Origin of the sequence: Acinetobacter pittii, assembly GCF_034067285.1 — a bacterium.
GTDB classification, from domain to species: Bacteria; Pseudomonadota; Gammaproteobacteria; order Pseudomonadales; family Moraxellaceae; genus Acinetobacter; species Acinetobacter pittii_E.
The window spans coordinates 1746044-1768372 of the sequence record NZ_CP139286.1 but is presented as its reverse complement, the minus strand read 5'-3'; the positions used below and the strand labels follow the sequence as shown (position 1 = coordinate 1768372).

At 35.8% G+C, this 22329-nt stretch carries 17 protein-coding genes; 7 read left to right on the top strand and 10 right to left on the bottom strand.

What is annotated here, in order from left to right; genetic code table 11:
• Positions 1–9 precede the first annotated feature (9 nt).
• On the bottom strand, positions 10–1575 hold the full coding sequence (locus SOI81_RS08285; RefSeq protein ID WP_016141040.1) for a phospholipase D family protein: 1566 nt from the start codon (positions 1573–1575) through the stop codon (positions 10–12).
• A 225-nt stretch (positions 1576–1800) separates the two neighbouring features.
• Between SOI81_RS08285 and SOI81_RS08280 the strand changes: the two genes are divergently transcribed.
• The 3 genes from SOI81_RS08280 to SOI81_RS08270 all read left to right on the top strand — a co-directional run bounded on the left by SOI81_RS08280 (position 1801) and on the right by SOI81_RS08270 (position 4027).
• Positions 1801–2235 carry a GFA family protein gene (locus SOI81_RS08280; RefSeq protein ID WP_239967763.1) on the top strand — a complete coding sequence of 145 codons (435 nt, stop codon included), beginning with the start codon at positions 1801–1803 and terminating at the stop codon, positions 2233–2235.
• 194 nt (positions 2236–2429) lie between these two features.
• Positions 2430–2891: a hypothetical protein gene (locus tag SOI81_RS08275; protein WP_016141038.1), complete on the top strand. Its 462-nt coding sequence runs from the start codon at positions 2430–2432 to the stop codon at positions 2889–2891.
• Between the two features lie 827 nt (positions 2892–3718).
• Positions 3719–4027, top strand: a complete 309-nt coding sequence (locus tag SOI81_RS08270) for a hypothetical protein (protein WP_016141036.1) — start codon at positions 3719–3721, stop codon at positions 4025–4027.
• Between the two features lie 5 nt (positions 4028–4032).
• Here the strand turns inward: SOI81_RS08270 and SOI81_RS08265 are convergent, their stop codons facing one another.
• Positions 4033–5190 carry a catalase family protein gene (locus tag SOI81_RS08265; protein ID WP_239977267.1) on the bottom strand — a complete coding sequence of 386 codons (1158 nt, stop codon included), beginning with the start codon at positions 5188–5190 and terminating at the stop codon, positions 4033–4035.
• A 183-nt stretch (positions 5191–5373) separates the two neighbouring features.
• On the opposite strand from SOI81_RS08265, the gene SOI81_RS08260 reads away from it, so the two are divergent.
• Both SOI81_RS08260 and adhC read left to right on the top strand, forming a co-directional pair.
• A complete protein-coding gene (locus tag SOI81_RS08260; protein WP_239977265.1) occupies positions 5374–7245 on the top strand; it encodes a phage capsid protein in 1872 nt (623 codons plus the stop codon).
• A gap of 229 nt (positions 7246–7474) precedes the next feature.
• Positions 7475–8584, top strand: a complete 1110-nt coding sequence (gene adhC / locus SOI81_RS08255; protein WP_016141033.1) for an S-(hydroxymethyl)glutathione dehydrogenase/class III alcohol dehydrogenase — start codon at positions 7475–7477, stop codon at positions 8582–8584.
• 56 nt (positions 8585–8640) lie between these two features.
• On the opposite strand, the gene SOI81_RS08250 is transcribed toward adhC, so the two are convergent.
• From SOI81_RS08250 to SOI81_RS08215, 8 genes are all read right to left on the bottom strand, one after another.
• Positions 8641–9588 (bottom strand): DUF4882 family protein, encoded by a 948-nt coding sequence (locus SOI81_RS08250; RefSeq protein ID WP_239977263.1) that lies wholly within the window; start codon positions 9586–9588, stop codon positions 8641–8643.
• Positions 9589–9701: 113 nt separating this feature from the next.
• Positions 9702–10730, bottom strand: a complete 1029-nt coding sequence (locus SOI81_RS08245; protein ID WP_239977261.1) for a fimbrial protein — start codon at positions 10728–10730, stop codon at positions 9702–9704.
• On the bottom strand, positions 10727–13288 hold the full coding sequence (locus SOI81_RS08240; RefSeq protein WP_320541550.1) for a fimbria/pilus outer membrane usher protein: 2562 nt from the start codon (positions 13286–13288) through the stop codon (positions 10727–10729). The genes SOI81_RS08245 and SOI81_RS08240 overlap by 4 nt, the downstream gene beginning before the upstream one ends.
• 55 nt (positions 13289–13343) lie before the next feature.
• Positions 13344–14078 carry a molecular chaperone gene (locus tag SOI81_RS08235; protein ID WP_016141029.1) on the bottom strand — a complete coding sequence of 245 codons (735 nt, stop codon included), beginning with the start codon at positions 14076–14078 and terminating at the stop codon, positions 13344–13346.
• A gap of 88 nt (positions 14079–14166) precedes the next feature.
• Positions 14167–14700 (bottom strand): fimbrial protein, encoded by a 534-nt coding sequence (pilin, locus tag SOI81_RS08230; protein WP_000731819.1) that lies wholly within the window; start codon positions 14698–14700, stop codon positions 14167–14169.
• Between the two features lie 494 nt (positions 14701–15194).
• The gene (locus SOI81_RS08225) at positions 15195–15485 is read right to left on the bottom strand and encodes a hypothetical protein (protein ID WP_224991896.1); all 291 of its coding nucleotides are present in this window, start codon (positions 15483–15485) and stop codon (positions 15195–15197) included.
• Between the two features lie 1653 nt (positions 15486–17138).
• Positions 17139–18488, bottom strand: a complete 1350-nt coding sequence (locus SOI81_RS08220) for an OmpP1/FadL family transporter (RefSeq protein ID WP_320541549.1) — start codon at positions 18486–18488, stop codon at positions 17139–17141.
• 243 nt (positions 18489–18731) lie between these two features.
• Positions 18732–19337 (bottom strand): TetR/AcrR family transcriptional regulator, encoded by a 606-nt coding sequence (locus SOI81_RS08215; protein ID WP_016141009.1) that lies wholly within the window; start codon positions 19335–19337, stop codon positions 18732–18734.
• A 418-nt stretch (positions 19338–19755) separates the two neighbouring features.
• On the opposite strand from SOI81_RS08215, the gene SOI81_RS08210 reads away from it, so the two are divergent.
• Entirely contained in the window at positions 19756–21291 is a 1536-nt protein-coding gene (locus SOI81_RS08210) for an NAD(P)/FAD-dependent oxidoreductase (protein WP_320541548.1), read from the top strand.
• 71 nt (positions 21292–21362) lie between these two features.
• Entirely contained in the window at positions 21363–22286 is a 924-nt protein-coding gene (locus tag SOI81_RS08205) for an alpha/beta hydrolase (protein ID WP_064192618.1), read from the top strand.
• Positions 22287–22329: the final 43 nt, after the last annotated feature.

The following is a 22329-nucleotide window of genomic DNA, read 5'->3' as shown; positions in this document are numbered from 1 at the left end:
AAAACGCTTTTACATCATCCATTCAATTGGTAAATATGAAACTGCTTTAACCATGGTACGTTGAAAAAGACTCGTATCTGGGTCTTTGTCATATTCAATAATTTTTCCATCTGACTGATAATCTAACCAAATAATCTTTCCTTCATTATTTAACTTAAGCTGGTAGGCGACTTGAGGTAAATGTTGATCAAGCATGACTGAAACTTGAGCTTGTAGTTGACTCGACTCAATCACAAGACCAACCTCAGTATTTAAGTAAGTTGAACGTGGATCAAAATTAAATGAACCAATAAATACTTTACCGTCTACGTCAAAAAATTTGGCATGTAAGCTCGATTTATTTTTACCTTTTGCAGGGATTACACTTCCAGTCACTACTTCATACCATGTTCGGCGTCTACGTTCTAAAAATGGCTTAAACTCAAATAGCTCTACGCCATTTTTGAGCATTTCAACTCGATATTGACTATAAAAAGCATGCACAATCGCTACATCATTTGCAGCAAAAGAATTGGTTAAAACCCTGACTTTAACCCCTTGTACTTTTAGCTGTTTTAAATAATAAGTTCCTTGCTGAGTCGGCACAAAATAAGCAGAAGCTAATTCGATATGCTGCTCTGGTTCACCCATAATCTTTATGACTTGCCCATAAAGCATCTCTTCCTTAGAGGCTAACCCTAAGATTTTTTTAGGTGAATCTGCAACGAAATATGCTTTTGACCATTGAATTGGATAATTTTGTAGGAGCTCTTTTAAATAAGTTTGTGCATCGGAAAGCTTATCTTCAGTTTGAATATGATTTTCACTTTCGTGAAGTAGATCATGATAGTGCTGCCTGAGTGTTTGCAAGTGGTGGACAGCACATGTACCTATGAGCTCGGTAGCATTTTGACTTAAATCATTTTGCCAAAAATCATTAAATACGACTTGTGCATGCTGTACTGTATGGCCATAAAATAAAATATCTAAATCTGTAAACTGAAACTTACTACTTGCATCAAAATATTCACTGCTGATATTTCTACCGCCTGTTACAGCAATCATGCCATCTGCAATAATTAATTTATTATGCATGCGATGGTTTACTTTTTTGAACCGAAAAATATAGTCCAAGATTCTTAAATATCTAAATTTATATGGGTTAAATAATCGAATTTCAAAGTTAGGGTGGTGCAGAAGACTCCGGAGAACACCATCGAGCTTTATTCCGTTTTGATCATCGATGAGTAAACGGATTTTTACACCACGATCTGCCGCCGTTAGCAACTCATGCAGCATTAAGTTTCCAACAAAATCATTGGTCCAGATATAGTATTGTAAATCGATCTTTTCTTTTGCATTTCTAATGAGGTACATACGAGAAGCGATACTGATAAAGGCATCATCTAATGCGACAAAAGCAGTTAAACCTTGTTTAGTTTTTTCCGTAGCTTGCTCATCATTCAACCAATTAAAGCTATTCGTCACTGTATCATTCTCATCAGGGTCGTATGTACCGTTATACGAAGGTGTATTTGTAAAGCCCCAAGCATTTAATGCCATACGGCTATATTGCTGATACAATTGATTAATCATGTAAGCTTTTAAGTCGCATCCAAGATAAATCCATCACAGCATTTTTATATTCAATTTATATGTCAAAATTCATATTAAACGTTATAAATACACTCTGCCAAGTCTCAACTCTAGCAATTTCTTATATTTATAGGTAATTCTAAGAAAACATATCTATTTAAAAATATAAAGTTAAATTTAACCCTTTTTAAGCCTAGTGCTATATTCAATATTATTTTAAAAAGGATACTCGAGATGAGCCATGTGGGTTCTTGTCTATGCAATGAAGTCAAATTTTCAATTTGCAATGAAATAAACACGGTTTACCATTGCCACTGTAGTCTCTGCCGTAAACAAACTGGAACGGGATCAAACGCAGCAACTTTAGTAAGTAAGAATAGATTTGAATGGTTATCAGGTTTAGAACTTGTCCGCACCTATAAAAAAGAAACCGGCTTCACTTCTTCATTTTGCAGCAAATGTGGATCGCCAGTACCGAACTTAGTGGGCAGTACCGACTTTATGTGGATTCCATTAGGGTTGTTAGATCAAGATATTGTTGTGCTAAAGAAACTTAATTTTTGTATGGTTTCAAAAACCAATTGGGCAAACACAATAGCGGCTGATGAATCCTATAACCAACTTCCCACTTTAAATGAACTAAAAATACTTTTTGATTAAAGTAAATTCCTATCCAAAAAATGAGACTTAGTTTGCATTAAATTTATTTTTTTCGGATGGTTATGCTTGCAAGTTTCACAAAAACACATTAATTACAATTGGCAGCACAACAATTACATTAGAAAACATGATATCTATCATACTTCCTTAAAAGGCTGAGTGAGTAGCTTAACAATAAAAGGGAGAAAATAGAGATGCCACAATATTTAATCATCGCTGAGAATGTGTATAAAAAGATTGAGGACAAAAATTTATTTTCAGAAAGCTCGGCAGAAAACTTAAATCAACTAGTGGGTGCAATTCGTAATGAAATTAAAGGCACCAAATTTAAACTTAAATACAATTTTATCGATTTTGAGGAATGCCTAACTAAGCCTTTAGAGGAGTGTGCCATAAAGTTAGACATGAGCCTTATGCCGAAATATAAAAACAAAGATGAATATATACTTTGGCTCGCAGGTTTTATTGAAAGAATTACAACAGGAGGAGAGACAAAGCTTCCACCAATCTCAAAATTTATACCTCCTGACTTTAAATTTAATTATGACGAACTATCTAAAGTATCAACTTCTACTTCAACTCGAGATGATGGAGAGATGATTATCAATTATTTTAAATCAGATGATTTTACTAAAATTATAAAAGAAGAAAAATAAGTACATAAAAAATATAGAAGTGATCGTCCACTACACTTCTATATGTCGCTGTAAATTCAGCAACCGCCTACTGGGGCGGTTTTTTAATTTTGCTTGTCTTATTGCTAAAAAATATATTGTTATATCTTTTCACAAAAGTTTGCATAACGCACAGAAACAGACTCATTGGCCTAAAAACAGATACATCCTTCAATGTTAGTTTTAAATTTACTTAACTATCTTTTGGAGATAAGTATGTTTAAAGCTATGTTTTTCTTTGGCGCTGGTGCTGTTTTCGGTTATTGCTGTAAACACAAGGAGGATAAAGCTAAAGAGGAAAACTCATCAAAATAAGCTAAGTACATTGATAAAGAACTTACTGCTGAGTCGGTTTTTTATAAGGAGGTGTCTATGCTCCACAATCTTAGACAAATTTTCTGTATTCATGTCTGGGAATATGAATTTGATATTGCTCATAATGAAATTAGAGAATGCAGGAAATGTGGAAAAATTCATAAAATGAAAATTTTCCAGAAACTTACTTAAGATTTTAAAAAGTATTTTTTAGTCTCAAGTAAATATTAAAAATTAAATAGGCTTAATAGATTAACTATATTGAGCCTATTTAATACAAATTTAAAAATCCGAGTATTTTAGTCAATATTAAAAACCTACTAATTTAATCAGAATAAAAAAACAAACTAAATCACATTTTAAAACAATAAATAGTTATACTAGGCACAACTTATGAATTAAAATTAAAAAACTAGAAACAATTTAATAAAAATTAAAAACTTATTTTTATAACTTTAAACTTATACTTATAAATAATTAATAAGGAGGTAGAAATGCCAAAATATTTACTATTAGCAGAAAAAATTAATAAAAATATTAAAAATAAATATTCAAACAATCATCTAAAGAACTTAAACAATCTTATTGTAGAAATCAAAAAAGCTATTGCAGGTACAGAATTAAAATTTTTATATAACTTTGTGAATTTTGAAGGCACTGTAATTAGCGTTAAAAATGAATTACCCATTAGATTAGACATGAGCTTGATTCCACGACATAAAAATGAAGATGAGTTTATTTTATGGTTGGCAGATTTCATTGATCGCATCACTATAGATACAAGCAAGGGCATTAATGGATAATGTATTTAAGGTTCTTGTCTAGGTGCTGAATTCATATCATGCCGAACTCTGCTGATATTTTCATAAATGACTTTACGCATTCTATTTATTGCACCTAATGGTCTATGTTCTGGTAAGGCGTGCCACGGCGTAAAAGATAGATTTTCACAAAACTTATTTTGTTCAGCTGTATCAAAGTCTTGCTTTGGGATATGGATAGTTGCCACTTGATAAAAAGGAGCTGCTTTCTCATCCCACTCTGTCATTGAATCTTCTACTAACATTTGGCTTGAGGTCCGTGGCTGAATAAGAAATTCCATACAAGCATCTGTACTTTGTAGAGTGTTCTTTAAAGCTTCTCTTAAATAATTATGGTTAGGATTTTTAGGTAGATTGTTTGGTGGCATTGAACAGGCACGAACTGAATATTTAACTGCTTTTCGATCATTACCCAGCCCTAGCTGATAGGGAACCATAGACCAATACCGTGCATATAATGGGTTGGCGATTTGCGAATTACGTGCTCCGAGTGCATTCATGGTTCCTTTAAAACCTAGGGCAATCGGAATATGAAGTTTTCTGATGATATTGTGGCTATTCACATCATTCATGAAAGAAAGATATCGTTTAGCATCATTGGCAAAGAAGACCGGATGATTAATCATAATAAAATCTTGTGTGGTTGCTTGCTTTTCACTTTCTAAAATTTTTTGTCCAGATACACCTAAAATTTTTATTGCTATACCACGCGCATCTTTATTAATGTCCGCATTAGAGGCATCATTTGAGGCATTTGAAAAGCGAATCCATGCTTGATAAGTTTGATCTGGAATAAACATCCCTTTGGCCAATTGAGTGGGTATATTTTTTGAGACATGAAATTCAGCTCGCACACATCCATGCGCTTTAGGATGTGCATCACGTAAAGCATTTCCATCCCTATATTGTTCACGGATCGCCTTTTCAATCACTTGGGCTATATTGTGGGCGATGAGTTCCTCATTCGGTTGTAACTTTTCTCCTAAAATCGGATCAATCTCTGGATAAGCAATATTCTCTGAAGAAGTCTTCACTGATAAGGGTGTTTGAGAGTGTAAATTTTCACTGCAACCTGTTAATACAAATACAAGAGGAGTAAATACATACAAAACCTTAAAGTTTATAGGCTGTATAAAATTTGCCATTTGTTATCTCCTCGGTACAAAAAATATTTTAGGTAATATTAAGTTTTCTTGTTTAAAATCATTTTGAACTTTATAAAAAATAATCACTGTAAATAAATTAAACTCCATTGTTACTTATCTGAACAATGCAATAAAAATTATTATTTAAGATAAAACCTCTTAATGCATTAAGAGAATGTAGACATGATAACTAATCGACAAAATGTGCAAAATAATTCTAATTCATCACCTCATCCAATCACTCAAAATACACTTATTGATCGGTTTAGTCCTATTTACTGGAGAATAGACGGTCCGCAAACCATGTCTTTTGCCATTACAAATTATGGGAATGGATTTGAGGCATCTTTTAGATCACGTATGGCAAATGACTTGGTAGGAATTAGTTGGGATTCTTCTGACACTAAAGACCATAAATTTTTAGCGTATGAAACCAAGTATAGCTATGCAGGGGTGGTTTGGGATTTCGATATTGAACTATCGGCTTCTATGCCAGTGCTAAATAATCCGAGTTTAACACCGACTTTAACGGTGTACTATAAAGATAATGGTATAGATAAAATTGCATATATTGTTCTATTTAATTACGCAAATAACCCTTCATCGCGAACGGCGCACATCCGTATTAACTGGGACACAGTAAAAGCAGGTTTTTCTGCTACAGATAGCTTTCCGGTAACCAATATTCAGCGAATTTCATTTTCGGGATTTACCAGTGACTACAATAGCCAATCCGCCACGCCTTTAAGCCAGCCAAAAGATGGCTACATTCGTGTGACCAATTCAGTTGTGACTGGTACAAATGCAAAGTTAAATTTGAGTCGTGTAGTTGTCCCTCAGCACAATTATGGCATCTGTACAAGTTATGATGACCACTATGATTTAAACCCCCAGCGCCTAGTCAACAATATGGTGGCTTTGGGATATAAAGGTTTGGTGAACCATTATTGTGGAATGTCGCATTATCCTGAAATGACTTGGAAAACTGACATTAATAAATGGCAAATACCAGATACGATGGTGACAGGTGAGGCGGTCGTTAACTCATGTGCCCGTAAATGGCATGAGAAATATGCTCAGGCTTTACATAACGCCAGTATGCAGCCCATCTTTGGGGTCAGCTTTGAAATGTATTCCTTGGGGGCCAATGAATATTGGGCACAACGTGACTGGAATAATAACTTAGGTCGGACAGGTTATGAGCCACCTAGCTATTTCTTTAGTTTAAGCCATCAAAATGCTTTGGCATATCTACATAAAGTCTTTATTGAGTTTGCAGATGCAATGGTTGCAGGGGGATGTGATGTAAACATGCAGATTGGTGAACCTTGGTGGTGGTATAACACGGGTACAAATCTACCTTGTGTATATGACTATCCAACTAAACTGGCATTTAATGCAGATACAGGTTTATATGCACCAGATCTAGGTACTATTTACGAAGCAATGAATAAAACAGGAACGCCATATGATGAGTTTAAAACATGGCTTAGAAATAAATTAGGACAAACCTGTCAAAACATTCGTACCGTTATCAAAGCAAAATATTCTAGTGCCAAAGTTAGCCCACTTATTTTCTTTCCTTCTATTCAATCCCCAATTCAGACATTAGCCACTTATATTAACTATCCAAGCCAACACTATTCATATCCTAATTTTGATTACATGATGACAGAAGCTTATGACTGGTTATTAGAAGCTCGCCTAGACTTGGCCCATCAGGCAGTTTCCCAAATACCTATACAAGGGCTAGGCTATCCTGCCAATAAAGTTATTTATTTATCTGGATTTGTTCCTGATGAATCTATTGCTTATATCTATGGGTTCGACAAAAACAAACCTTATCGCACACCTATCTGGCAACGAATTTTTGGTGACATGAAAAACAATGTTCCTCTGGGTTTAATGAAACAATTTATTTGGGCCTATCCACAAGTTATGTTTGATTCAATTACGATTGATACTACTCAAGCTCCAAATGGCTTCTTCGTTGAAAATACACTTTACTCGCCAATTAGTGATAACACACCATATCCACCGGATATTTACCTCTAAGTAAACATAAACCATTTATAAGATAAGTGATTTAATAAGAAACCTCTTTAAGTAAGGGGTTTTCTTCTTTTTTAAATGTAGGCTTGCTTAGAGGTACATGACTGGCTATGCTGTGATGGATTGTCATGAAAGCCAATTTTAATTTAAGCAAAATTAAGCTCTTGTATTACTGTTACATAATCTATTTTGCTCGACTATAAATACCGAATGATTTAAAGGAAACCCAAAGATGAAATCTCGTGCAGCTGTCGCCTTTGCTCCAGGAAAACCTTTAGAAATTGTTGAAGTTGATGTTGCACCACCTCAAGCGGGTGAAGTTTTAATAAAAATTACCCATACAGGCGTTTGTCATACCGATGCTTTTACATTATCTGGCGATGACCCAGAAGGTGTTTTCCCTGCCATCTTGGGACATGAAGGAGCAGGTGTTGTAGTTGAAGTAGGTGAGGGCGTAACAAGTGTTCAACCGGGTGATCACGTGATCCCGCTTTATACGGCTGAATGTAAAGAATGCTTATTCTGTAAATCCGGAAAAACCAACTTGTGCGTTGCAGTACGTGCCACCCAAGGTAAAGGTGTAATGCCGGATGGAACCACACGTTTTTCATATAATGGTGAACCGATTTATCACTACATGGGTTGTTCAACATTTAGTGAATATACGGTAGTTGCAGAAGTCTCTTTAGCTAAAATCAATCCTGAAGCCAATCACGAACAAGTTTGTTTACTTGGATGTGGTGTGACTACCGGTATTGGCGCCGTGCATAACACAGCAAAAGTTCAAGAAGGTGATTCGGTTGCCGTATTTGGCTTAGGCGGCATTGGTTTAGCAGTTGTACAAGGTGCACGTCAAGCAAAAGCAGGACGCATTATTGTCGTAGATACAAACCCAGATAAGTTTGAACTTGCTAAGCAGTTTGGTGCTACAGATTTCTTAAATCCTAAAGATTACGATAAACCAATTCAGCAAGTCATTGTAGAAATGACAGGTTGGGGCGTAGATCATTCATTTGAATGTATTGGTAACGTCAATGTTATGCGTTCGGCTCTAGAGTGTGCACATCGTGGTTGGGGACAATCCGTTATTATTGGTGTTGCCGGTGCAGGTCAAGAAATTTCGACTCGTCCATTCCAGTTAGTTACAGGCCGTAAATGGTTAGGTACTGCGTTTGGTGGAGTAAAAGGGCGCTCACAACTTCCTAAAATGGTCGAAGATGCGATGAAAGGTGAGATTCAGCTTGAACCTTTTGTGACTCATACTATGCCTTTACAAGACATTAATACTGCTTTTGATTTAATGCATGAAGGTAAATCAATCCGTACTGTCATTCATTTCTAAATGAAATAAAAAAGGGCTGTGATTCAGCCCTTTTTTACCACTTATAGCTTTATATCTTAAATGGCATTACCACACATATCTGTTGTGCCTTTAGGGTAGTTAAACTGCAATGCATTACGGTCAGTAATGAGTTCGTTCGACAACTCTTGTCCAAATAAATTTGTTGAAAGAATATTTATATTTCCATTCATTGAGAAAGCTATTTTCTGTAGTGCACCAGGTAATTTAAATTGATATCCTTCATCAACACCATTGGAAATAAACCCGACTTGATTCGTATCCTGATTAATGTAAACGCCTAAGCGTTGATATTCATTTGTGTTATCCGTCATTTGTTTGCTTTTAAAGTAACTATCGATAAGTTCATATTCTCCCACCTCCGATGATAAGCTATGATATAAACGAGGTGGATTCTCACCAAACTCAAAATCATGAGCACCAATATCAAAATGATAATTTGATCTAATTGTATAGTTATTATCAGTTACACCATTAAAACTAATGTCGGCTGAGTAAGAGGAGCTGCTCGAAGAAAGGGTGGGTACTTTAAGCTCCATCTCAAAAGCAACAATACCTTTATCCGGTAATAAAAAATCACCTTCATAACTCGGTGAATTTATTTTTGCCTTACTTTTTGCATTATAATCAAGATAACCGTAATTATCTTCAGTTACAGGCTCTACTTTAAAACCAAATTTTTGACCATTTATCAATGGGAATATTTTCATAGGAAAATCAGGATGTTCATTATTCCATAGATCGAGATCTTCCTGAGTCACATCAAAATTGTATTGGCAGACTGGGGCAGAATTAAGGGAATTTGTTTTTGCCAAAATGGTTTGAGACGTTAATTTTTCATCCTTTGCAGTTGATGAAAATTTTTTAGATGCTAGTTTTTGGCTTGACTCGCTATGCGTTACTGTATTGGTATTATCAGAAGATACTTCATACATGGCCCAGCATAATGTAATTGCACTAACAGCAACTATACCTATTTTTTTCATAAATATTCCTATTAAGTTAAGTATTAAGTTTTTAGAAAGTAGTGATAAAGTAAAATTTATTATTAATATTTAAATATTTAAAATTATTAGGTTTAAAAAACTATTGAATATGATTAATCATATTCAATAGTTACAGTAGCCATTGCACGTACTTTACCAGCAGTCACATTTGTTGCTGTTTGATAGTAGCGAGCAGTCATTGGTACGTTATATTGAAGTGTCTGGTTAGAAGACAATGTACCTATGGCTAGTTTATCGCCTTTTTTGATGACTTGATTTTTATTTTGATAGTTCCAGAGTAACTGCACGCCTACGCCGTTTGCTTTCTCAGATGTTGGAGCAGTATTCGCTAAAACCTGATTGTTTGTTCCGTCTTGGGTAAAGTCGTAAGTTAAGCTAATGAGATTTTTCTCTTCATAACCCGTTGGGTTGATACCACCATTACATAAGATGTTCATATCGAAGGTTTGTTCGCCTTGAGTTGAGCCAACACCTTTGAAACCAGCCTTTGTAACTGTAGGAAGCTGTACAACTTTATTGATATTACCTTGGATTTCACATGAAGAAGAGGCAATGGTAATTGCATCACCGTTAACTGTACTGGTTAAAAAAGGGCGGTTCATATAACCACTTACATAGTATCGACTATATAAACCAGGTACTAATGCACCCGAACCAGTCTGTGCAGCAGTTTTCACAATTTCGACAACAAAATATCCCGAAGCAAGAGTATAATAAGTGCTTGGTGTTAAACTACGAGTATATGGATAATACCCTGAAAAGTTAGTTGCATTTTCCGCTTCACGGTAAAGACGAATACCAATCCCAGGAATGTTGGTAGAATAGATATTATTCCCTAGTGGGCTTAATGCATAACCTTGAGTAAGTGCGGCAGTAATAGTATCACTATAAGACGTACATTTAGCTCTTGAACCATTGTCGGTAATTGGAAAAGTTGCTTTTCTTAAAACCATTCCAACAGGATCACTTGGTCTTACCACAACGCGACCTACGGCCATGGAAATGCCAACCGTGCTAAATGAGCCTCCATTCTTATTGTCTAAAGTACAGTAAGCATTAGCTTCGCTATACATGCCAAGGCCAACCGTAAATAGAGCACCCGTTAATAATATTCTTTTCATTTGCAGACAGCCTCAGTCATTACCATGCTTTGTTGCTTACTTTGCAACTGATTACTGATGTTGTACTCAACCGAACAACGCTCATTGCTTTCGTCGCCCCATTTTACATAGAGACGATCTTGAGCAAGTGGGGTACGTAAGTAAATCATACTACCTTGCGCAACAATACCTACAGCTTCATCTTTTTGGTTAAAGACTTGAGCACCAAACGGTAAACTGTTGCCATCAGCAGTTTTACTATTAATGTAGACTGCATAACCTGTCTTAGTCGCAAAATCTACTTTCGCAATTGCACCAGCAAAAGGTGCGATACGTTGACTTGTTTCTTCAAGCTCTACTTGGCTCGACATCTCTTGTGGGTCAAGCGTAATATCATTTAGGCGATAAGGCGTTACATATGGGATAACCGCATAACCAGCCTTATTTACGCTTAAACCAACGGTATTATTAACTTTTGCCCCAACTGCATCAGGTGCATGTACAAGTACCATCGTTTGGCCTTGCTCAGGTCCAAATAAAATACCATCTGAATGTGCAACCACACTACCACTTAAGCTAACCATTGCTTGTTGGTAAGAATCAGCAATACTGTAAGAACCGCCAACAGTTGCATAGTTCGTACGATAACGACCATTAGCGTTAAATGTTGGATTTGCATAGTCTTGATGTGAAACAGAGGCACCATAACTAAAGCGATCACCCACCATTCCACTTGCACCAACAGTACGGCTGTCTTCAGAAGCAGTAACGTTGACGTTGACTGAATTCTTCTTAAAGTTAATTGGGAATGAAAGCGTCATTAAATATTCAGTATCATGCGTCGCATCATTTGAACCGTACTCAACCTTACGGTTAATTGCAGATAAACCATAGGTTAAACCATGGTAGTTATTGCTATAACCAATTTGGTACTGTTTAGTACTTTCACTACGATTCCAATAATCAACCCATGAGCCAACCACATAGAAATTACCCCAACATTCAGGAAGTCCTTGGTTTAAAGTAATTTGAAATTCACTGCGCTGATGGCCAGCAGCAGCATAGGTATTTACGCCTTTTTCTTCTAAATCGCGAATAAGTAAAGCATCACGTAATTTATAGAAGTTTTCTGTCGAATAACGATAAGCTGCTAGTGTTAAGTTGGTGTTAGTTGGAGTAATTAACTTACTATAACTTAAACGGAAACTTTGCCCAGATTGTGAAGACTGTTTTTCAAAGTCAGCTTCTGAATGGGTAACATCTAACGCAACAGCGCCAATTGGTGTAGCAAAAGCAGCACCCAACAATACAGCAGCATAATTTTCTGTAGCTTGTATGCCCGTATAGCCTGTTAGATAGTTGTTAATACCTTGTTGGTATTTACCTTGAATTACCCAAGGGTTAAGGTCGATATCCTGATCTCGGAACTGACCTACAGTTAAAGAATAACGGTTTACGCCTGGACGGAGCATCTGTACAACTGAAGCATATGGAACCGAAAATTTTTGTACTTGGCCATTTGCTTCAATAATAGAAACTTCAATTTCCCCACCAAAACCAGTAGGGTAAAGGTCATTAATCTCAAAGTTACCTGGTGCAACAGTTGTTTGATAGATAAGTTGGCCCTGTTGACGAACTTCAACCTTTGCATTGGTTTTTGCGTTACCACGAATACGAGGGGCGTAGCCCAACATACTATTGGGTAGCATGCGGTCATCACTTGAGAAATCAATACCACGATAACCAATAGAATCAAATACTTCGCCGTTGGTAAAACTATCACCTAGTGTTAAAACCCCACGGTACTTAGGGAAGGCTCTTTGTAAGTATGTACTTGTTTCTTGATAGTCTGATTTAGATTGATTTTCAGCAGGTGTATCTTGCCATTGCCACTGGCCATTATGACGTAATTGCCAACCAGCAATATTTAAACCAGCTGTAACCCCCATAAATGCATTTGTTGTTTCGCTTCGGTCACCAGACTGATTAAATGTTTTATAGGCACTACCACTATAAGATAAAAAACCAGCATTAATACCACGGTCCCATACACTTGGGTCAACATAGCCTTGCGCATTTTTTTGCAAAGCGACTTGTGGAATAGAAATATCTACACGTAAACGAGAGGTATCAAATTCATAAAATGCATTTTCAACCCACTCTTCAATTTTATAACAACTATTATTTTCTTTTTGAAGGGTAGTGTGCTTAGACAAAACGTCTTGTTTAACGCCGTACTCAAGCAGGTTCATACCTGTAAAACACGTTTCTGCATTTTTATTAGGGTCTAATGCTTTGAAGACCATACGACGTTTACCAAACCATTGCCCATTTACATATAGATCAACGTTGTATTCGCCTGGTAAAACGGGGTTACCATATTTAAAACGAGAAATATCAACTTTTTGCGCATCTCCAATTAAAAAAGCAGAATCAAATTCAGCCTCTACTGGAGCACTCGTAGTTGTTTCTTCAGCATGCACGAATACAGGCATTGTCATTGTGACAACACCAGAAGCCAAGTAGTAACAAATATGGCGTTTTAATAATTTATAAGATTCTTGCCTTTTTTTTGGCATAGCTAAGTCCGCCTACACATATAGGTGCTTAAATTTATTAAAAAGATAAATCTGATTACTGGAGCTTTATTGGGTGCTCAACGCGACCACCGTAGTCATTGACATTAATAAAACTCATATCTTGAAGGTTGCCATTCTTAAGTTGAACTGACGCTTCAGAAAAAGGCTTAATCATTAGCCCTTGAGGTAATAAATCAACTTTTTTATCACCTGCCTTTTGGTAAATAGAAGTCATAGTGATATGAAAAGGGGTAGGATTTTTTACCATTAAACTTTGACCAGATTTAACCCATTGAAGTTTATCTGATGCTAAATTCGCATCTTCTTTAATCGATGAAGGACGATAGAAGAATTTAATCCGTGAACGAATTGCAAGTTGTAAGAAGTTATCAGGTGTCGTATCTTCACTTTTTGAAGTAGGTCTTGGTGGGATATCCAAAATATTCAACCACAAAACCGTTTCTTGCTTCTGATTTAATTGAGAAGCATTTGGCAAAGCGGTAATACGAAGAGTCTGACTTTTCGTTGCTTCAACACGAGAAATTGGAGGAGCAATCATAAAAGGAACTTTTGATTGGTCCGGTGTACTCTTAGGGTCACCTTCGTCAATCCAAGCTTGGACAAGTGCTGGCTTTGAACCGTTATTGCTAACTTGTAGCGTAACTTCGCGAGCATCCGATGGATAGATTACACGGGTGCCATGAATTACAATTTCTGCTTGAGTAGCAGGTGCGACTACTGTCGAAGCAAATGCCAAACCTAACAAAAAATTATAACTGTTCAATTTCATTTTTCGAGTTCTCAACCAAGAAAGATTCAGGAAAGTGTTACACAAAACAGGGTTTCCATGCGGACACAGAAACCCCGCTATCAATTAATTATTGATAGATAATTGTGTATTGAACAGAAGTAGTTACTTTACCAGCAGTAGAAGCGCCAGTTGCATAGTATTCAGCATAGTAGTTAAGGTCAGCACTTGCGCCTTCAGCTACGTCAACCCATTGAGAGTTAGCTTGAGCACCGTTTGCACCCGCAGCAAGTACTGGGATGAAATTGTTGTTGCTACCTAAAAGTTGAACGTTAACGTTTTTAGCACCAGTAGCGTCTTGGTTAAGTAAACGACCAGTATTGAAGTCAACAGTTGCACCTGGTTCGAAGTAAGTAGCTACTTTACCTTGTGAACAGTTAGCTAAGTTGATTTGGAAAGGAGTACGACCAGCAACATCCCCAGCAACAGCTAAAGTTTGTTTAGAAACAGTTGGAAGAGTAACTGTGAAGTCTTTACCAGCAGGGGTAACGATGTCACAAGTTTTGTCTGTAACTAAACCATTAATTGTAATTGTACCATCAGCAGCTTGAGCATTCGCAATCCCTACAACCGAAAGAGCAGCGATCAAAGCAAGTTTTTTCATAGTGTTTTCTCAAAAGTCTGGATAAAAGTTTAATTCCTTACTTTTCCAGTGTTTGACATCTTGAAAAGTAATGTAACAATCCTAAACACATTTCAAACAAAATGCAAACTAGATCACATTATTTTCTCATAGTAGTAATTGGTTCACACTATTGTTTTGTAGTTAAAAGCTACTGTAAACAGCCTATATAGCTGTTTATAAATAATTTTTTTGTTTCAGAAAAAGAGAAGCTAAAGAGATGAGCTAGTTACATAAGAACACGAGGTAAATAGACTAAAATTAAACCATTTATGTGAAAAAATAAGCTTAAATTCTTAGAATACAATTATATAGAATAAATTGTGTATATGTATACAGAAAAAATATACAAATGGGCATTTTTGATGAAAAAAGAGCAATTTTCTTATTAATTCATCAAAAGTCGTGATGAACTCGTCAAATTGCTCTTTTGATTTAAACTTATGATTGAAATAAGCTCAAATACTTCAGTGTGGTTAGTGATAATTGATAAGCACAACCTTATGATTGGAACCTATGCTTTCAATGCTAGTATCCATTTTCTCAGTATGTTGAGCTAATTTAAAAAGACTATCTTTATTTAAATATTCACTATCAAGTTTAATATTTAAATTATTTACCTCTGTACATTCTATCTCGCTATGTTCTCTTGAACACGTATCTTCAACAATATTTCCTCTTATCATTATTGTGTTATTTGCATAACAAAATAATGGGGAAGTGGAAAGCACCATCATAACTAGAAGTTTAAAAATATTATTTTTCATTTTATATACCTATTTATAAAATAGTTTATATCTATTTGATACAATATTTTTTCTTTAAAAACAATTATTAATTTAAAATTATCAAGAATTTATCAATTTTCACGTGATATAAATCACATTAATTATTTTAAATAATGTAATAGTTAAAATTTTTTAAAATTAAATTTGCAAATAAAAGATGTATATTCCTTAAAAACCAAAAAAATACAAGTTGCTGATATTTATATATATTTTAAAATACACCAAAATAAAAACATTTGAAATATAATATTATGAAATAATTAATTAATATGTAATTTATATCTATTCACTTGCATAGTTTTTAAAAAGACACCTAATACAGTTAAAGTGTGACTCATATCACCATTATTTAAGTAAATATAAGATACATTACTATTCTTAATTTAACAGGATTCAAAATTTAAGAACAAAATAACTTTTATTTTTATCTTAAGTATTAGGGTATATAAAAATAGTGAAATAAAATTTCATCATTTTAAGTAGGTTTGAACTATTTTTAAAAATTTAATCAATCCAAATATTTTCAAATCAAATTATGCTTCAGAAGCCTAAGCTGGAGAACAGCCATAGAGTATCCAAAATCAGGAGAAATCATTTTTTATTTAAGTTTTTATAAGAGCTACAGAGCTACAGAGCTACAGAGCTACAGAGCTACAGAGCTACAGAGCTACAGAGCTACAGAGCTACAGAGCTACAGAGCTACAGAGCTACAGAGCTACAGAGCTACAGAGCTACAGAGCTACAGAGCTACAGAGCTACAGAGCTACAGAGCTACAGAGCTACAGAGCTACAGAGCTACAGAGCTACAGAGCTACAGAGCTACAGAGCTACAGAGCTACAGAGCTACAGAGCTACAGAGCTACAGAGCTACAGAGCTACAGAGCTACAGAGCTACAGAGCCAGGCTACAGAGCTACAGAGCTACAGAGCTACAGAGCTACAGAGCTACAGAGCTACAGAGCTACAGAGCTACAGAGCTACAGAGCTACAGAGCTAGGATATTCTTAAAGGGAAACTAAGCAAGTAAAAGACTATATTATTGAATTATATAATTGTTCGTATAATGTATATTATGTTAAATAAGATATTTGGAAACCTACTATATAAGGCTTCACTACCTATGTTGCTGCTATGCTGTTTTATTCTTTACTGCACTGAATTCTGAGCTTACTCACAACTGTATTTGCTGTTTAAGTAACTTACCAAGCTGTGACACTGTTATCTATTTAAATTAGGTTAACCCTATTTCTAATCTTGACCAGAATAATTCTCTAAGAAGCTTTCTCTAAAATTGTCATTACTTTTTATATTTACCCTAGTGAGCCGTACTACTCACCATCTTTATGATGAGCTGCCATAAAAAAAACCACTTTCGTGGGCTTTTCTATTTAATGTAAAGGTATTTTATCTACTGTACTTTGCTGGGCTCCTAGCTCAGAACGTACAACCTGTAATTCAAACCCTTATAACTATATGCATTGGAGTAAATTGCATGCCACTATTTTTATATTAAAATTCAATAACTTAAAAAAACAAAAATCATTTCAAATATGAAATTAATTTCATATTTGAAATGATAAATAAAAAGAAATTTATAAAACTCTATCGCACTAAATAGTTATTCATAGCTCTTCTAAAAGCGATATCCAAACTTTAACGCATATGCAATTGCGCGATTATTTTTAAACTCAGCCTGCTCTGAAAATTCTTTAATACCATCGATTGGTAAATAATAGCCACCACCTTCAGCTTTAGTATCCCCTAACCAGAAATATTTTACGCCAGCAGCAATAAAATAATTAGGCGCTGGATTAAACTGAGCACCAAGTCCAAAAGACCAGTATCCTTTCACTGGTCCAAGCGTTGAAGCAGGACTCCCCGAGCCTGAATCCCAGCCAATATCAGATGCAATACTCCAACGGTCAGTTAACTGTTGTCCCAACCCAAGCGTTACACTATATTGATCTTTTTGGTAAGAATCCAAATCAATACCTTGTTTATATGCCCCTTCCGTTAATGCATCCATATACATTGCTGTAAGAACATCGTATTGCGCCGGACGAATATTAAATTTTTTCCAATTCACCCATCTAAGGTTCATATAAGCAAGCGTCTTTTCAGCAATACCTGTTTGAAAATCTATATTTACTGATTGAGGTGTTTCGACTTTTGTCTTTGCAGGTGCAGTGTATTGTAGTGGCTCACCAAATATATTTTCATCTACCTGAAAATCATATTTAATTTTTGAACGGTAAGTTATAGCGGCTTTAAGTGCAATTTCCGGAATTTGATAACTTCCTCCTAATAGCCAACCTAGCTCTCCCTTCTCTTTAAATTTAGCATTGTATCCATTAAAAGCTTCGGTATATGCCATTCCTCTGAAAGAGACATCACCTTCTACAGTTTGATAGACAGGTCCACCATACACTTGAAAGTTTTTAATAGGTGAATAACCTAAAATAAAACTTAAATTTTGGCTTTTTACATTTACAGATGTACCTTCATGGCTGGCATCATCAGAATAACTATTATTAGGAAGAAGTGGATAAGCTGTTTTTGCAGCAAAAGGCTGATCGTAAAGTAACCCAAAGCTGAATTGGTCTGTGAGTTGTAGCTTTAAGGCGGCAGTATAAAATTGATTATCTTGCCCAATATTTCCTGTATCTCGGCTTTGATTAGGTTTACCAAGATCTGGACGATCATGAACTACGCCAGAAACAGAAGGATCAACAGCGAAGGCATTTGCTTCTGCATAATTACCAGCTTCTAAAAAAGGTAAGATCGATTGGCCCGACTGTTCAAGTGCAGAAGCCTGACTATAACTACTAAAACAAATACCAATTACGCTCAATATAATTGGGCCAGATTTCAACTGAAGTCTGCTGCTTAAGAAATATTTCTTTGGATTAGTTACAAAAGTATCTTTCACTCTTTTTAAGTGTGATCTTAAGTCAGCACAATCCTTGCTTAGAGATTTTTCCATTATTCATCCTTAAATTATAATTTTTGTTAAATCGCTAAGTACCTAGCAATTTATTTGTTCACTAAAGTTATGTGCAGTAATCATAGTGAACAAAATACAAGCTATAAAATTAATTACACTATGTCAATGACTCTGTGTAATTAATAGGAAAATCTGTTATCTTTGTTTATAATGTTCAATATAATCAGCTAATAAGTAAAATATTTTTAAATCTAAAATCGATTAAACGTATAGGTGGAATTCTTATTTGTTCACGTAAAGTGTCGAAGTCCAAATATTTCGAAGTACGCGGATAACGACTTCAGGTTCTACAGGAGATGAGCGCCCGAATGCTTCTGAAAGATAACGCTCTTCCAACCAAATCAGTGCTTTCGCTGTTTCGTCGACATCTAAATTTTGTTTAATATTTCCTGCTTGCTGTTCTGCTCTTATATGTTGAGCAGCGGCCTTGATAAAGTCTTGAATTATAGTTCGATAGACGCTATCAACACGTTCATCTCCACTTGCTGCTTCAACAAAGGCCCTTAATAAACGACCATGTTTTATATAGACATTTATAGAGTCGACTAAGGCACGCTCTAGATCGTCTTGAAGATTATTTCCTGCCAACCACCGTTCTGTGATATTGAACAATTCTCTAGCGATATTCTCAACAAGACGAAGCGTAAGATCGTGTTTATCACGGAAATGGACATAAAAAGCCGGACGTTTTAAACCTGTACGTCGCATGACCTCATCAATATTGAGGTCACGAAAATGATGTTCATTTAAAAACTGTTCAGCAGCTTCTAATATTTCTCGCTCAGATTCTTTTGGATCATGTTTAGGTCTACGGCGAGAGGTTGTCATATTGTCCTATTTCCTTTTAGCATGGCGTCATTGTAGGTATTAAAAAATCTTTCGACAAGTCTTTATCCCCTCTTATCACATATGCTAATGACGTAATACAAGAAGAAACCACTTAATTAAAAATAAAATATAATTTATAAAAATCATAATCTTAAATTAAAAATATCATCCTCCACATGACTGTAATAATTAAGCTATCTATGTTGCAAGCAATAATTACACATAGTCATTGACAGTGTGTAATTATTGGCTTAATAATATTCACACATACCTAAACCTCACTTAGATTTAAATCGAAGTGAAAGTGGATTGGCTCAAGGACTTTGTTCATCAGGGAAGATGAAGATTATAAAAATCATCATCTTAGAGAATCTAACTGATGCTCAATTTATTAAAATTGTGTGAAGAGGAAAAAGATATGAGTACATCAGATCAAATTGCTATTACTGATGTTTTAATTATCGGTGCAGGGATCTCAGGTATTAGTGCAGCATACCATTTAAAAAAATATAGACCGAATACAACATTCACTATGCTAGAGGGTCGTGACGAAATTGGAGGCACATGGAGCCTGTTCCGTTATCCAGGCATTCGCTCAGATTCAGACATGCAATCTTTTGCATTTGGCTTTAAGCCTTGGACCAATAAAAGGGTTTTTGGCAGTGCTAAAATGATCTGTAATTATTTAAAAGAAACGATCACAGAGAACGAAATTGAATCTCATATTCGATTTGGCCATTATATGACAAGTGCTGAATTCTCATCTGATGAAGGCATTTGGACAGTTAAAGTAAAACGTAAAGATCAAAAAAGTTTAACCACTTTCCGCTCTCGCTTTTTACTCATGGGTACTGGTTATTATGACTATAATGCTGGTTATACCCCTGAGTTCAAAGGAACTGAAGAGTTTCAAGGTCAAATCATTCATCCTCAATATTGGCCAGAAAATCTTAATTATTCAGGAAAAAAAGTAGTAGTCATTGGTAGTGGGGCTACAGCGGTCACCTTAATTCCTGCGATGGCTCAGGATGTTGAACACATCACGATGCTTCAAAGATCGCCAAGTTATGTGATGGCTGCACCAAGTACAGATTCAATCGCGAACGCGCTCAATCGTGTTTTCTCACCACAACGTGCTTTCGATCTTATCCGCCGTAAAAACATTGTCCTAACTCGTGGGGTCTACAATTTAAGTCGCCGTTTTCCAAAGCTAATGCGCCTTTTTTTAATTTCTGATGTACGACGTAATTTACCGAAAGATTTCGATATCGAAACCCATTTTTCACCTAAATATAATCCGTGGGATGAACGCTTATGTGTTGTGCCAGATGGAGATATGTTTAAAGCAATTTCTTCTGGAAAAGCTTCAGTGGTAACTGATCATATTGAAAGTTTTACCAAAGATGGAATTTTACTTAAATCAGGAAAAGTACTGGAAGCAGATATCATTATTACAGCCACTGGTTTAAATGCTGTTGCATTTAGCAAAACCCAATTAATTGTGGATGGAGAAAAAATTAATTACCCAGATACCACAATCTTTAAGTCAATGATGCTCTCTGATGTTCCCAACTTTGCCTTCGCATTTGGTTATACCAATCTCGCATGGACTTTAAAAGTTGATCTTGTATGGAAGCACTTCTGTCGCCTTCTTGATTATATGGACGACAATAACTTTAAAACTTTTAAGCCAGTGATTGGCAACAAAGATATGAAGCGTGTTCCTTTTGTTGACTTGAACTCAGGATATATTCAACGAAGTATTACCCAATTTCCAATGGCTGGAACAGAAGGCCCATGGATATTAAAGCACGACTATAAATTCGATTTAGAGCGACTTCATAAAGGCTCTGTATTTGATCAAGAGTTACAGTTTTCAAATCCGAAAACCCAGAAAAAAATTACTCTTATTACAGAAGAACCCCTGACAGCACAAATCAAAGTTCAGGCTTAACACGGCGATTTGCATTTTCACCTCTTATCTAAAGTACGAGTAAGAGAAAAAAATCAATTAGGGAAAATAAGATGGAAAATATTAAATTTACAAGTAAAGGAGTTACCTGTTCTGCATGGTATATCCCTTCAACTTCAGAAGAGTTTATGACGTCTCGAGGACGACCTTGCATTGTTATGGCAACAGGCTTTGGTGGTACAAAAGACACAGGATTATTAGATTTTGCTGAGCCATTTAGCCAAGCAGGCTTTGATACTTTTATATTTGACTATCGTGGATTTGGTGAGTCAGCAGGATTACCTAGACAACATGTATCCTATATTAACCAACGCGAGGACTATCATGCAGCGATAGCAGCTGCACGAAGTTTGCCACTTGTTGATCGAAACCGCATTGTACTATGGGGTACCTCTTACTCTGGTGGTCATGTCGTTGTCGTTGCTGCACAAGATCCAAAAATATCAGCCGTCATCTCCATGAACCCTGCTACAGATGGTTTAGCAGCGTTAAAACAAGTTTTCCAATATGGTGGAATAAAACAGATCACGACGGCTATAGGCCATGGCATCAAAGATTTGATTCATGCCATAGCTCAACGTCCTCCACATCTCATACCAATTGTTGGACAACCTGGTACTGCTGCCATGATTAGTACACCGGGCGCTGAAGAAAGTTATACCGCAATGGCAGGTCCAACTTGGCGTAATGAAGTCTGTGCTCGTGCAGCTCTGGAAGTCTCATACAACCGACCAGTTACTTTTGCAAAAAATGTTAAGTGTCCTACTTTGGTACAAGTCGGCTCTAATGACCAAATTGCGCCACCTAACCCAGCTCGAAAAACGGCAAGCCTAATTCAAGGGCCTTCTAAACTATTGGAATACCCTATTGATCATTTTGATTTCTATACAGAATCTTGGCACGGCAAGATACTAAATGACCAAATTGAATTTTTAAAGCAGTTATTTGCCCCTAAAACAAATAGGCCTAAAAGCTAATAAATTTATTTGAAATATTCTTAATCAGAAAGGATAAGGAAAT